This window comes from Sphingosinicella sp., from assembly GCF_041916975.1.
GTDB lineage: Bacteria > Pseudomonadota > Alphaproteobacteria > Sphingomonadales > Sphingomonadaceae > Sphingosinicella.
On the sequence record NZ_JAYRYK010000001.1, the window covers coordinates 2,538,648 to 2,552,787 of the forward strand.

Consider the following 14,140-nt stretch of genomic DNA (forward strand, 5'->3'; position numbering starts at 1 on the left):
ATGAGCGCGAGCGGTGCCGTTCTGATCGCGGCGCTCGCGCTGCTGGCCGTGCTCGCCCTGCTCGGCGTTCGTCGCGCCGGGCAGGAGCTCGCCGTCGCTGCCGCGCTCATCGCGGGCAGTGTCGCGCTCGCGGGGCTGCAGTGGCAGGCGCTGCCTGGGATCATCGTGGCCATCGGTGCCGCTTTTTTCGTATGGCGCGGCCTTGCTTCAGGGCGAGGTGTGGGAGCGGGGCTTGCCGCCGGAGCCGTGTTGTCGGCGCTTCCGTTCTGGTTTTTTCCGGTGTTCAGCCTGCCGGTGCCGGAGGGCGCGCATCCGGTCGGGACGATTGCGATCGAGATGACCGATACGGCGCGTCGTGGTGTGCTCGGTCGTCCGGCGGGTGAACCGAGACGCCTGCCTGTGCGTATCTGGTATCCGGGTGCGGCCGGTGAGGTGGGGCCGCGCGCGGCGTATACCGGCCGGACCGAGGCGATGTCGCTCGGCACCACCTTCGGAGAGCCGTGGTTCCTCTACACGGCGCTCGCCTCCGTCCGCGCGAACGGCATGGAGGGCATTCGCGCTGCCGCCGGAAAATGGCCGGTCGTTCTCCTCAACCACGGTTTCTGGTCCTACAAGGAACAGAACACTGCGATTGCCGAGCACCTCGCGAGCCACGGTTACATCGTCGTCAGCATCGGCCATCCGGGCGACTCGGTGACGTACCGTTTCGCCGACGGTCACGAGATCCCGCCGTTCATGGGCGGCACGGAAGATTCGGAGGCCACGAAAGCCCTGGAACAGGGCATCGCGACCTTCATGGGTGCCGCAACCGAGGAAGGCCGTTTCAAGGGTCTGTCCCTCTATGATGCAGGATCGGCCGGGCACCGGATCAACGCGAGCGCTCACGCCTGGCGCGACGACAATCTTTTTGTGCTCGGCGCGCTCCAACGTGCCGCTCCCGCGTCGGCGGCAGCGATCGTGGAGACCGCCGATTTCAGCCGTGTCGCCGTCGCGGGCATGTCTTTCGGCGGGTCCGCGGCCCCGTCCGCCTGCGCCCGCATCGCGAACTGCCGGGCGGCGATCAACCTCGACGGCGAGAGCTTCGACTTTTCGCTCTACAATGCCGATCTCGGCCGGCCGCTGCTCCTGATGCTCACAGGCCAGAAGTTCGCCTCGTCGCAGCGCGACGATCCGGATACGAATCCCACGGACTATGCCTACGAACGCTGGGCCGTGGCCGGCGAAACGCCGGGCATCTACCGGATGCGCGTGGAAACGATGCGCCACCTCGGGCTCATGGATATGCTTTTTGCGGCGCGCGATCCCTTCAAGGCCCGGCTTTACGGAACCATCGACGCCGATCGCGGCATCCGGCTGATGAACGATGCGGCACTCGACTTTCTCGACCGCCACGTGAAGGGCGAGGCGAATGATTTCCCGGCGGGCTTCCACAAGCGTTTCCCGGAAGCTCGCGCCCACGACGCGGCGCATGTTCGCCACTGGTGGCTTGCCTTCAACGCGGCGCGGGGCTGCACCGCAGACAAGGTACGTGCCAGCATGCCTGCGAATGATCCTGTCGGGATGCGGCTCGGGCAATGGGCCTCCGCTGCTTCGGCCTGCAACGACTGAACCGGGCAACGATCAAACCGGGTGGGGGGAAACATGTTCCAGATCATTCAACGTTATGTCGTGCCCGGCCTCGTCATCCAGGCCGTCCTCGTCGGCGGCGGTTACGCGACGGGGCGCGAGCTCGTCGAATTCTTCGTCTCGATGGGTCCGGCGGCCGCACTGATCGGCATGGGGCTGACCGCGGTGCTTTTCAGCGCCAGCGCGATGATCGCCTTCGAACTCGCGCGCCGCTTCCGCGCCTACGACTACAACAGCTTCATGGGCATATTGCTCGGGCGGCTCTGCATCCTGTTCGAGATCGGCTATCTGGCGAGCCTCGTGCTCGTGCTCGCGGTCGTTTCCGCCGCAGCGGGCGAGCTTATGCTCGAACTCGCAGGATGGCCCCTGTGGCTGAGCGCGGTGCTCTTCATGGCCATCGTCGCGGCGCTCGTGTTTTTCGGAAACAGTTTCGTCGAGCGGCTGATCTCGGCATGGTCGATCCTGTTCTACGCGACCTACCTGCTGCTGTTCGTGCTCGTCGTCATGCGCTTCGGAGACGATCTTTCGGCCGCGATCGCGGCAACACCGGTCGAACCGAAGGCCACCTTGTGGAACGGCATCAGTTACATGGCGTACAATATCCCGCTGTTGCCGGTGCTGATCTTCGTGGCGCGCAATTTCGCGAGCCGCCGCGAAGCGTTCGTCGCGGGCGCGCTCGCCGGCCCGCTGATCCTGCTGCCCGGCTTCGCGTTCCTGATGACGCTTTCGAGCTTCTACCCCGAAATCGTGGGCTCGACGCTCCCCGTTCAGTTCGTGCTGGACCGGCTCGGCCATCCGGCCATTGCGCTCATGATCCAGTTCGTGATCATCGGTGCGCTGGTGAAAACGGGTGTCGGCCTGCTGCACGGCTTCAACGAACGCCTTGCGCGGGCCGCTGCGGACCGCAGCAAGCCTCTTCCGGCGGTCGTCCGTCCACTCGTGGCGCTGGTCGTCATGGTCGTTGCGATCTTTGCGGCAACGGCGGTGGGTCTCGTCGATCTGATCGGACAAGGCTATCGTTACAGCGCCGCCTACTTCCTTGTCGTGCTTGTGATCCCGCTGTTCACGGTCGGTCTGTGGCGCTTGAACACCGCGGACAAGATAGAGAGAGGTGCCTGAGACCGGATTGTCTCAGGCACCCCATATTCGAATGTTTCAGAACAACAGGAATGCCGTACCCGCAAAGCGCGTGCCGCCGTGCCGTGCGCCTTCGAGCCGCGAGCGCTCGGCATCGACATCGGCATGTGAGAGGTTTGCGCTCAGGCTTACCCCATGCACCTTGGTCGCGAGGCCGACACGCCAATCCACATAATCATCGGCGTTGCCGCGTGCATCGAAGACGCCGAGATGGCCCGTAACGGCCAGCGGTAGCCCCGCCACTTCGGCGATCGGCATACGTGTATCGAAATACGTGTAGGTGTTCTGGCCCGGAAGATAGTGGTGCCACGAATAGAATATACCGAGGCGCGTGCGCAGCTTTCCGAAGTAGTGGCCCGCGGAAATCGTCACTTCGCTGAAGTCGCGATTTCGCGCTCCGGTGACGCCGCGATACAGATATCCCGCATCGATATTGAAGCCCGCGATATCCTTGTTGAAGGCGACGAACGGCGTAATCGCCGCGCCGGATTTCCCCGTCTGGTCCGACCTGTAATCGGCAACGACGAGGCCCGCGACCGGGCCGTCCGCGTGGTTCCATTTCGCTTCCCCTTCGATTCCCGGATTTCCCCGGGTTTGAGAGAGACCCCGCCAAACCCTGTCGCTTCCAAGCATGATGCTCGCCGCGACCTCCGACGTATCAGCATAGGCCTTCTGCGCGTGTTGGCACGCGAACACGAGTGCAACGGCGATTGTGCTTTTCATTTATTCCCCCACCGAAGAGTACGGAATTCCGCGCATCAAAAACGCGATGGGAGAGACGCTTGCACAAAGGATCGCTGCAAGCTTAGCGAGCAGGATAGGCAGATTCACGGAACCGCAGAATGCTTCCCGTATCTTTGGCATGACATTCTGACGGGCAGATTTGAGCGGGAGTTGTGTCCGAAAGAATATTTTCTATTTTAATAGAATATCATATAAATGAAATGATATCGTCTTTCCTGATCAAGCGTGAAATGACTCAGAGCAAATCGAAGAGGCCTGGATCGCAGGCGATCCTGAGGGTGCACAAATGGCTGAGTCTGGCGGCCTTGGCTATCTGGCTGGTACAGGCCGGTACAGGCCTGCTGTTGACCTTTCATCGAGAGATCGGGGATCGCCTCATTGCAGGTGGAGCGGTTCCACTGAATGTTCCCTTGCTCTCGCAGCGGGTGGAAGCCCTGCAGGACGACGCGGTATACGTTCGTTCGTTCATTTCAACGGGAGGCATCAGGGAGAGGTACAAGGTCACGTTGATCGGCACGCCTGAAGACCTCTCTCGGGACGTGCTTGTCGATGGCCAGGGGCGTCTCCTGCATTCCTTTGACAAGGAGAGCCGCACGTGGGCCGGTACCCTCGTGACGCTGCATGAGTCGCTGTTTGCCGGCGAGGTCGGGCGCTGGATTGTTGGGATCAGCGGGCTTCTCCTGTTCTCCAATCTCGGGCTTGGCGTCTCCCTTGCCGTGCGCGGGAAAATGAAATGGCATGATCGCTTGGTCCCGGGCCGTTTCGGTAAGCTCAAGCTGCGGATGTTCGCCTGGCATCGGGCAATCGGCTTGTGGGCTGTCGTGCCGGCCGCAATCATAATTCTTGCGGGCGTTTTCTCGGTGTTCGAGGATGGCATCCGGCGTTTCCTTTCTGCACCCGTTTCGGAACTCGCTGCGCCGCGTGCCGGGCCGGTTGGTGGGGTCATGCTCGAGGACGCGATATCGACCTCTCTGCACCTTTACGCGCAGGCCCGGCTCGTTGCCGTGACATTTCCAACCGATGAGCGCCCGGTCTGGAGCGTGCGGCTGCGCCAGCCCGGCGAAGGATATGAAAGCTTCGGCAGAACCACCGTTTATATCGATTCCACCAGCGGCAAGGTCCTGGGGACGCTCGATCCGATGCGCGACCGCTTTACGCAGCGGATGGTCGATCTGTTTTATCCCGTCCACACCGGCGAGGTTTTCGGTATCGCAGGGCGTCTTCTGGTTTTTGCAACCGGTAGCTGGCTTGTCGTCATGCTGGGAACAGGCCTTCTCCTGTTCAGCTCCCGTCGCCGATAGGCCGGTTCACGATATCGTGTCGGTTTGGATCAGCCTGCCCGGCGCCGAGGCGATATTCTCCGCAGCCCACCGACCCGCACCCTCGATGATCCGGCGATAGACCGGCATGGCGGCAGCGATGGCCTTGTCCTGATAAGATCGGCGGGTCGGCGCTGCCGCTTCCCTCAGGTAACGCATTGCCAGCGCCCGCTGTGCCGTATCCTCCCTGTGATTGCGATAGAGCCATCGCTCCCACATGACCGTGCGCGTATCGGGTTCGCTGGTGTGGATGAACGCATCCGGATCGCAGCAGAATTCCACGATGGCACCGGCAACGTCCGCTCGCGGCGCGAGTGCGCGCTCGAGGCCCCAGAAGAGGAGGCCGCTACGGTGCGTGTGCGGCAAAGAGGTTCCCGAAGACCACTGCGCTTCCACTGTCTTCGCGCTGATCGCGTCTTCGCCCCACCAGTCCGCCGTGCGGCAATACAGGGGGCCACCCGCCGCGTTGAAGTTCAGGAAGATGAGATTGCCGTCGCCGATCGGGATCATGCTGTGCCAATCGAGATACGCGATATGGCGGGCCTTGCCGCACAAGCGCCGGACAGCATCGAGCAGGGTACGCGACGACCATTGCAGGTCTTGCCCGCCGAACTCGATACCGACCGGATCCTCATACTGGCCGCATTCAAGCGCGTTGTGCGTTTCCCACCGGCCGAAGCGCGCATAGGATTTCTGGAGGGCGGCGTTCCATTCGTCCACCATGTCTTCGTCAAGGCCGGTACGATTGGGAAGCATGTCCGACACGGCGGCATAGAGCGGATTGGGAGGCAGGTGCTCGCCGAACGCGACGAAGTTTCGGTTCAGGTCGACGTTGTTCTCGTTCACGCGCAGCATGTAAGCGAACCCGAACGGGTTCACGGCATGAACGAACAGCATGGCTGTGCGGGGCGGAAGCGGGTCCGGGCGCGTCGTTAGCCAATGCGTCTGGGCGGCGGAGCCGGAGAAGCCTTCGGCGCCATGTGTGCCGGACAGCGACAGGATAACGACATCCGCATCTTCCGGGCCAAGCCATGCGAAATCCATGTAGAGCGGTTTGCCGTCGGGGCCGGTATGTTCGGGCAGGTGGTGCGTCTCCAGGATTGCTCCCGCTGCGGATGCCGCCGCCCGAAATTTGCGGCGCGCCTCCTGATAGTCGGCCGAAAAATGGGGATGCGATGTGACTGTCCCCGCGGAAGCCGGCGAATGCATCGCGCAGGCCGCAGCGGTCAGCCGGTCGCGGCGGTCCGCAAGCGCGCTGATGCCTTGCGCGGACAGGTGCGCGCGCCACTCCGATGCAATCCGGTCGCGATCCTGAGTTGTCCAGGTCGGCCACGGATCCGTGTGGACGAGAGCGGCGCCGAAATCGAAACGTTCGATATGATCCAGCCAATCGGAAGGGTCGTGGCTGGGTACGTTCAGCGCAAAGCCGTTGAACATGCCCACAGCGGCGAACCGCGGGCCGATACCATGCATGAGGGCGGCATCGATCTGGGCAATCGTGGCCTTCTGGTCGTGGGCCAGCCGCAGGGCTTCCCGCATGATCGCCATCTGGAGTCGATTGGCGACGAAGCCGGTTTGTGTGCCTTCTATTTTTACCGGCACCTTGCCCGCGCTGCGGTAAAAGGCGATCGCGGCCTCCGTGACCTCGGCCGGTGTTTCCGTATCGACCACGACCTCGACCAGCGTGGTCGCATAAGGCGGATTGATCGGGTGGCCGACAATGATGCGCTGGCCGTTCCGGAGGCCCTGCCGCAGCAGGGCAGGCGGATAGTCGGATGTGCTCGAGGCGATCACGGCATCGCCCGCGATCTCCTCGATCGCGGCGAAGATCCGCTGTTTGAGCGCGAGGTCTTCCGGCACGCTCTCCTGAACGAAGATGCTGCCCGATACGGCTTCCTCGACCGACGCTACGATGGTCACGCGATCCTGCAACGCCTGAAGGTCGACGCCGTGGATCGCGACGACCCTGCGAAGCGCGCGTGATAGTGCTTCCGCCGTTGCCGCGGATAGGTCGTAAAGCTGGACGTCGTATCCGTGCGCGGCAAACTGCGCCGCCCATGCGCTGCCGATCAGTCCGCCGCCGATACAGGCGATCTTTCCGGAAGGATCGCGCGGGGTTTTCGAAGCCGTCAATGCTGGTTCCTCATGCTGGTTGCGCCGCTCAGCGCATCTCGTCGATGATGCGGCGCAGGAAGCGCGTGCAGCGCTCGATCTGATCGAGCGATACGTATTCGTCGGGTTTGTGCGCCTGCTCGATGCTGCCCGGTCCGCAAAGAACGGTTGAGAAGCCCGCCTCCTGAAATTGGCCCGCCTCCGACGCATATGAAGCGACCTGAATCTGGTTCGCCCCCGTCAATCTCCGCGCGAGCTGCGATGCCCGTCCATCGGGATCGGGGCGCAGCGCCGGAACCTTCACGACGGTTTCCGTCGCGATCTCTATCGCTATGCCAGCTGCGGCATATCGCTCGGCCAGTTCCTGTGCGAAGCCGTCAAAAGCCTGCCTGCAGGCATCGACATCGTCGGATGGCAGATTCCGCAGATCCCAGGTGAAGAGGCATTCGTGGGCCATCACGTTCTGCTGAACGCCGCCTGATACGAGGTTGCTCGTAATGGTCGTATAGGGAGGCTGAAACAGCGTGTCGGAGTCTGCGCGGGTGCGGTTCAGCATCCGCATCTCGACGAGGCGCGTGATGAGCTGCGCGGCGATTTCAACAGCCGACGCACAATTCTCCGTATCGCTCGAGTGGCCGGGAACGCCTGTCACGCGCGTGCGAAACTGCGTGCTGCCCTTGTGGCCATCAACAACTGTCATCATCGTCGGTTCGCCGACGATGACTGCGCCGGGGCGCGGCAACAGACGTGCGATGTCGCGGATCATCGCAGGGGCGCCGATGCACCCGATTTCCTCGTCGTACGATAGAGCGAGGATGATGGGGCGTTGCAGTTTTGCCGCCAGCATCTCCGGAACAAGCGACAGCGCGATGCCGCAGAAGCCCTTCATGTCGCACGTGCCGCGACCGTAGAGCCGACCCGCGCGGAGGGAGAGCGTCCACGGGTCCGTCGACCATGCCTGATTGGTGACGGGCACGACGTCGGTGTGGCCGGACAGGAGGATGCCGCCTTCCGTCAGCGGGCCGATCACCGCGTACACATTTGCCCGGTCGCCATCCGTATTGGGAACGCGCGTCACGGGGACGCCAAGACTTTCGAGATAAAGCGAAACGTCTTCGATCAAGGGCAGATTCGATTTTCCGGAGCTTGTATCGAAAGCGACAAGGCGCTCGATCCAGCCGATCCGGGATGCAAGATCGGTCATTGCGTCTTCCCCGTTTTGTCTGCACGTGATTTGCGCATGAGGGCAAAGCGCTCGCCATGCCGGGTGCGCCAAGCATAAATCCGGTAGCCGATTCGTTCGTAAAGCGAGCCTTCGGGCGCGATCGAGGCGAGATGGATCGACGGATAGCCGAGCTGCGCCGCAGCGGCCTCGCAGGCGAGGCAAAGCGCCTCGGCGACACCGCGCCGCCGCCAGCCCGGTGCGACGAACACGTTGCAGAGCCAGGGCTGGGCCGCTGCATCCCAGTCCGCGCTGTCGCGCGCTCTTAGCGAGGCGATGCCTGCGATCTCGCCGTCGACATAGGCGGCAAGGGTGATCGGCAGGCCCGCCTCGGGCACCTCGTTCGCGAAGCGCGCGCGGGTTTCCTCCAGCGTGCGACCGCTGAAGGCGCTCCATTCCGCATGAATCCACGCGGCGGCGGTATCGATGCCGCCCGGATCCCCGGCAAGCCGCTCTACCGAGATTCGCGCCGGGCTCATGCGGTTACGAACTGCACGGCCTTGCGCCAGCGATAGGCCGAAAGCCCCTGCCGGCCGCCAAGCACGCCATGGCCCGAAGCGCGGTGAGGTTCCGCGGGGAGAGCGTGGAGTGGGGCACCGGGCGAAGCATTGGTTCTTACGTCGACACGGCCCGCCATAAGGTCGCGGCTGAGGCGGCGCGCTCTTCCGATATCACGCGTCCACACCGTAGCCGCCAGCCCGTAGTGCGTGTCGTTCGCCAGCGCGATGGCCTCCGCTTCGTCGGAAAACGGGATGACAGACAGCAACGGGCCGAAAATTTCCTTGCGCGCCACGTGCATCGTGTTGCGCGCCATCCTGAACAGACCCGGCGCCACGAAAAGCCCCTCGTTCGGTAGGCTCCCCGCCGTTTCAAGCGGTTCGTAACCCGCGCCCTCCTGCATCCCGACCTCCACGAAACGCAGAACGGTCTCAAGCTGACGCGCGTTTGCGATCGGGCCATAGTTGGTCGCTGGATCGAGCGGTGAACCTACCCGAAAAACCTGCGGCATCACCGTGCGTATTTTTTCGGCAAGACGATCGGCAACCGTGGCTTCCACAAGCAGGCGGCTGCGTGCAACGCAGAGCTGCCCCGTGTTGTGAAAGGCTGCCGTGACGACGGCTTCCGCCAGACCGGGAAGCTCCGCCGCGTCTGCAAAGACGATCTGGGGTGATTTCCCGCCCAGTTCCAGCATCACGCGCTTGGCGTTCGAACCGCCGGCCAGCATCATGACCTTGCGTCCGGCTGCGGTGGAGCCGACGAAATGCAGCAGATCGATATCGTCATGGACGACCATCTGCGTGCCGGTTCTGGCTCCGCCGAGAAGGACGTTGACGACACCGTCGGGCAAACCGGCCTCCGATGCGATTTCGGCGACACGAAGCAGCGAGGACGGCGCTGTCTCGGAGGGCTTGATGATCACGGTGTTGCCGGCGGCGACAGCCGGTGCCAGCGCCGACACGCCTATGATCAGCGGATAATTCCATGCCGAGATGATGCCAACGACACCGCATGGCTCTTCCCAGCTGGTCGAGAATGTGTGCGATCGATCCGTTGAGATGACCTCGCCGTGGGGTTCGCTCGCATATCCTGCGAATGCAAGGAGACAGGCCACGGCCTCGTCGACCTGCGCCAGTGCCTGAGCGATCGGCATTCCCATTTCCAGGGAATCCAGCATGGCGAGTTCCGTGCGGGCAGACCTGAGGCCATTTGCCAATGCGTTCAGCCAAAGGCAGCGCTTTTCGGGCGCAGCGAGGCGCGCATGATCGAGAAAGGCCCTGCGGGCGGATCGGACGGCCCGGTCCACGTCGTGCGCGGTGCAACCGCGAAACGCAGCCAACGGCGCGCGGAGAGCAGGGTTCGTCAGCGTGAAGCGCGTGCCGGCTTTGGCGGGCTGGAAATCGCCGCCATAAAAGGGATGCGCGGCGTGGCGGACAGCGCCGGATGCCGAGCTCACGACAACGCCCGTTGATCGCTGAGATCCTTGGCGCCGATCGTTCGCAGCCGCCGAGCGGAAAGACAGCGGCCGATCGGTATGTCCGCGAGCCGATCGACGATATGGACCAATGTCGGCAGCTGTTCCCACGTCCCGCGCTGGAAGCTTATGGTCGCGTTCGCTGCCGTTTGCATCTCCTCGACCCGGAGGTTGCTGCCGCCGAGCGGTGTGAGGACCGCGTACTCCGCGTCCGCAACGCCTGGCGTGCCTGTGCGGGGCACATATTTATAGTGGAGCAGGCCCTGCGTTTCGGGCTCCCCATCGGGATCGCCCGTGTCGGGAGACAGATCGTGGAGCGTGAGCGCGGCGAACATGAAGCCGTCCCACAGCGCTTCGCACCGCGCTGCGTCCGCGGTGGTCGCGGGCGGCGGCAGCTCGCTGTAGAGCTTCGCGAAACCGAGTTCCTCCCGCCCGCTCAGTATTGGATCGGCCAGGTTTTCCCACAGGACAAGCAGCAGGTCGCCATCGACGACGTCTCGCTGCCCCTCAAAGCGCGCCGGGATGGATACGCCGAACGTATTGTAGGCCCGGCCGGCGAGCCAATCGATATCCGTCATATAGGCGAAGTCGATTGTAAGCTCCGGTCTGCGCAAGGAGAAGCCGGGGGGCAGCAACGTCTCAAGCGCGCCGGCATCCGCCTCAAAGCGCGCGCTCAATATGGTTTGCCGGGGCGTGTTGACGTAGTCCAGAACGCGGCCGCCGTAGCTCTGACGCGGGCCCGGTGTGGGTCCGAAATGTGTGGGCATCCGGTATCGCTGGCCGGGCACGAAACCATACGACATCAACGCGCACTCCTGCTGGTCAGGAAGGCATTGCCGGCTGTTTCGTCTGATGTTTGCGGCATGGGTACCGACCCCTCTTCGTCTTGAAACCATCAATGTAGATATAATTTCATTATAGATATATATGTAGATTTCTGTAAATATAATACCGGAAGAGGAAAGGCGAGCGAGGAGGGGGCGTGCGTGTAGGGGTGTGTCGGTGGTGTCCGGCGATAATGTTTGTTGCTGTGCTGGCGTCGGCGGCCTCCGCGTTCGCAGCCGGTTCGGCGCGCGCACCGAAGCTCCGCTATGATCTGTTGGTCCGGAGCGAACGGATCTATGACGGTTCGGGAAACGCGCCGTTCGCCGGTGAGCTTGCGATCGCGGGGGACCGGATCGTCTATGTCGGGGTGAAGGCACCGGGTGCCGCGGTGCGCACCATCGATGCCGGCAAGGCTGCGGTGGCGCCGGGTTTCATCAATATGCTCAGCTGGTCAAACGAGAGCCTGCTTGTGGATGGCCGTGCGGAGAGCGCCCTCCGCCAAGGCATCACGCTCGAGGTGATGGGCGAGGGCGAGTCGATGGGACCGCTCACGCCGGACATGAAAATCGACATGAAGCAGCGGCAAGAGGATGACGCGCGCTACGACGTCACCTGGACGACGCTCGATCAGTATCTGCGGACGCTGGAGGGGGCCGGTGTCGCCGTCAACGTCGCATCGCATGTGGGCGCCGCGACGTTGCGGGGATACGTGATGGGCGATACCGCTGCGAAGGCGGACCCAGCCCAGATCGCCCGGATGCAGGAACTGCTCAGGAAGGCGATGGAGGAGGGCGCGCTCGGCGTGGCCTCCGCGCTGATCTACACGCCGGGAACCTATGCCGATACCGGGGAGCTGACTGCGCTTGCCGCGGAAGCCGGGCGCTGCGGCGGCATTTACGCAACGCATCTCAGGAGCGAAGGGGACCGATTTCTGGAAGCGCTGGACGAGGCGCTTGCGATTGCGCGCGCCAGCGGCGCACCGCTCCACGTTTACCACCTGAAAGTCGGCGGCCGTGCCAACTGGCCGAAGATGGATGCGGCGATCGAGCGGATTGCTTCCGCACGCGCGGCCGGTCTTGCCGTCACCGCGGATGTCTATCCCTATGATGCATCGGGCACCGGTCTCGACGCGGCCATGCCGCCCTGGGTGCGCGAGGGCGGTGTCGATGCCTGGGTTGCGCGCCTGCAGGATGGCGATACGGCGCGGAAGGTTGCCGCCGAGATGCGCGAGCCGTCTTCCGACTGGGAGAACGTGCTTGCAATGGCCGGCGCCGACGGTGCGATCGTGGCCGGTGTGAAAACCGCGGCGTTGCAGTCTCTGATCGGGCGGCGACTGTCGGATATCGCGGCGGAATGGGGTGTGTCGCCTGAAGCGGCGGCCATCCGGCTTGTGGTGGAAGACAAGAGCCGCGTGGCCATGGTGTACCGCACGATGTCCGAGGACAATCTGCGCCGATTGCTTCAGACGCCCTTCGTGGCTTTCGGGACGGATGCGCCCGCGATGGTTGCGGAAGGCGCTTTCCTGCGCAATCGGCAGCATCCGAGGGCCTATGGCACATTCGCGCGCGTCCTTGGGCGCTATGTGCGCGACGAGGGACTCGTGCCGCTCGAGGCCGCAATTCACAGGATGACCGGCTTCCCAGCGCAGACGCTCGGTCTTGGGGATCGCGGGCTTCTGAAGCCGGGCTATTTCGCTGATGTCGTGATCTTCGATGCCGATACGATCCAGGATCACGCCACATTCACCGATCCTCACCGATACGCAAGCGGGGTCCGTCACGTCGTCGTGAATGGTGTTGAAGCCATCCGCGAAGGGCAAGCCACGAACGCGCGCGCGGGGAAGATCGTGCGCGGGCGCGGGTGGAAAACGCCCGATGGGCATGGCGGCTGCCGTGCCTCGTCGCAGGCCTGGAGCCACCCGTGACGACCAGCACCCTGCCCGCCGCGGAAAGGCGATGGTTCGGGCACCCTTCGGGGCTCACCATCCTGTTCCTCACGCAAACGTGGGAGCAATTCTCCTACTACGGGATGCGCGCGCTTCTGATTTACTACATGACGAAGGCGCTGCGCATGGATGCCGCGCAGGCATCGTTCGTCTTCGGACTGTTCGTGGCCTTTTTCTACCTGACGCCGATCGTCGGCGGAATGGTGACGGACGCATGGCTGGGCCGGAAGCGCGCGATCATCGTGGGTGCGGTGACGATGGCCGTGGGGCACTTTCTGCTCGCGTTCGATGGATGGCTCTATGCGGCTCTCGCGGTCATTGCGATCGGCAACGGCTTCTTTCTTCCCGCCGTTCCTTCGCAGATCGGCGACCTCTATGCGAACAACGATCCGCGGCGCAGCGGCGGCTACACGCTTTATTACCTTGGGATCAATCTTGGCGGCTTTCTGGCGCCTTTCGTCTGCGGTTCGCTTGGAGAGCTCTACGGCTGGCATTGGGGTTTCGGCGCGGCGGGCGTGGGTATGCTCGGCGGTCTTCTCATCTATATCGCGGGTCATCGCCATCTTCCGCCGGAGCCCGCCCGCGTACCGAACCGGCGATTGCCGCTTCGTCTGTTCGACAGGCAGACATTGCGGCTGTTCCTGCTCGTCGGTATCGGCGTCACGCTGTTTCGGGGCGCTTACCAGCAGGTCGGGAGCATCATCGCGCTCTGGATCGACAGTGGTGTCGATCGGAATGCCGCGGGCTTCGAGATTCCGATGACATGGTTCCAGTCACTGAATCCGCTTTTCGTCTTCGCGCTGACGCCGCTGATCGTGGCGCTGTCGCGGCGCGGTGAGCGACCGCATCTGCCGCGAATGGCGACAGGCGCCGTGCTTGTGGGAGCAGCGTGCTTCCTGCTCGCCATTCTTGCCGAAACCGGCGGCGCCCGCGTGCCCTGGCCCTGGCTGCTGCTGTTCTTCTTCCTGCTTACGCTTGGGGAGCTGTATGTGCTGCCCGTCGGTCTCGACCTGTTCGCCGGGCGAGCGCCGGCGGGCGCCAGCAATCTTGCCGTCGCGGCGTGGTATTTCACGATCTTCACGGGCAGCCTCTATTCGGGATTCATCGGCCGTTACTGGACGGCGGAGGCACCGGCGGCCTTCTTTCTGCTGATCGGCCTGTCCTCGGTGGCGGGTGCGGCGTTGCTGGCGTGGATCGGTCGGCGATCCGTTCCATGAAAGGGTGTTCGATGCTTCCGG

General features: G+C 63.6%; 11 protein-coding genes. 5 read left to right on the forward strand and 6 right to left on the reverse strand.

From position 1 onward, the window contains the following. Positions 1-1,608 carry a hypothetical protein gene (locus ACE3TJ_RS12095; RefSeq protein ID WP_374596433.1) on the forward strand — a complete coding sequence of 536 codons (1,608 nt, stop codon included), beginning with the start codon at positions 1-3 and terminating at the stop codon, positions 1,606-1,608. A gap of 33 nt (positions 1,609-1,641) precedes the next feature. Beyond that, positions 1,642-2,745 (forward strand): hypothetical protein, encoded by a 1,104-nt coding sequence (locus ACE3TJ_RS12100; RefSeq protein WP_374596435.1) that lies wholly within the window; start codon positions 1,642-1,644, stop codon positions 2,743-2,745. Positions 2,746-2,781: 36 nt separating this feature from the next. Here ACE3TJ_RS12100 and ACE3TJ_RS12105 read toward each other — a convergent pair whose 3' ends face one another. Next, entirely contained in the window at positions 2,782-3,486 is a 705-nt protein-coding gene (locus ACE3TJ_RS12105; RefSeq protein WP_374596437.1) for a TorF family putative porin, read from the reverse strand. Positions 3,487-3,659: 173 nt separating this feature from the next. On the opposite strand from ACE3TJ_RS12105, the gene ACE3TJ_RS12110 reads away from it, so the two are divergent. Beyond that, entirely contained in the window at positions 3,660-4,808 is a 1,149-nt protein-coding gene (locus tag ACE3TJ_RS12110) for a PepSY-associated TM helix domain-containing protein (protein WP_374596439.1), read from the forward strand. A gap of 6 nt (positions 4,809-4,814) precedes the next feature. Here the strand turns inward: ACE3TJ_RS12110 and ACE3TJ_RS12115 are convergent, their stop codons facing one another. Genes ACE3TJ_RS12115 through ACE3TJ_RS12135 form a run of 5 tightly spaced genes read right to left on the reverse strand, consistent with a single transcriptional unit; the run spans position 4,815 to position 10,935 of the window. Then, complete coding sequence (locus tag ACE3TJ_RS12115) at positions 4,815-6,959, reverse strand: DUF2817 domain-containing protein (protein WP_374596441.1); 2,145 nt, start codon at positions 6,957-6,959, stop codon at positions 4,815-4,817. A gap of 28 nt (positions 6,960-6,987) precedes the next feature. Next, positions 6,988-8,142, reverse strand: a complete 1,155-nt coding sequence (gene argE / locus ACE3TJ_RS12120) for an acetylornithine deacetylase (protein WP_374596443.1) — start codon at positions 8,140-8,142, stop codon at positions 6,988-6,990. Next, the gene (locus ACE3TJ_RS12125; RefSeq protein WP_374596445.1) at positions 8,139-8,639 is read right to left on the reverse strand and encodes a GNAT family N-acetyltransferase; all 501 of its coding nucleotides are present in this window, start codon (positions 8,637-8,639) and stop codon (positions 8,139-8,141) included. The genes argE and ACE3TJ_RS12125 overlap by 4 nt, the downstream gene beginning before the upstream one ends. Continuing rightward, entirely contained in the window at positions 8,636-10,114 is a 1,479-nt protein-coding gene (locus tag ACE3TJ_RS12130) for an aldehyde dehydrogenase (RefSeq protein ID WP_374596447.1), read from the reverse strand. Before ACE3TJ_RS12130 ends, ACE3TJ_RS12125 begins: the two co-directional genes overlap by 4 nt. Then, positions 10,111-10,935 (reverse strand): acetoacetate decarboxylase family protein, encoded by an 825-nt coding sequence (locus ACE3TJ_RS12135; RefSeq protein ID WP_374596449.1) that lies wholly within the window; start codon positions 10,933-10,935, stop codon positions 10,111-10,113. Before ACE3TJ_RS12135 ends, ACE3TJ_RS12130 begins: the two co-directional genes overlap by 4 nt. A gap of 215 nt (positions 10,936-11,150) precedes the next feature. Between ACE3TJ_RS12135 and ACE3TJ_RS12140 the strand changes: the two genes are divergently transcribed. Together ACE3TJ_RS12140 and ACE3TJ_RS12145 are read left to right on the forward strand one after the other, a co-directional pair. Next, positions 11,151-12,881, forward strand: coding sequence for an amidohydrolase family protein (locus ACE3TJ_RS12140; protein ID WP_374596451.1), 1,731 nt, complete (start codon positions 11,151-11,153; stop codon positions 12,879-12,881). Further along, a complete protein-coding gene (locus ACE3TJ_RS12145) occupies positions 12,878-14,119 on the forward strand; it encodes a peptide MFS transporter (protein ID WP_374596453.1) in 1,242 nt (413 codons plus the stop codon). Before ACE3TJ_RS12140 ends, ACE3TJ_RS12145 begins: the two co-directional genes overlap by 4 nt. The last annotated feature ends 21 nt before the right edge of the window (positions 14,120-14,140 follow it).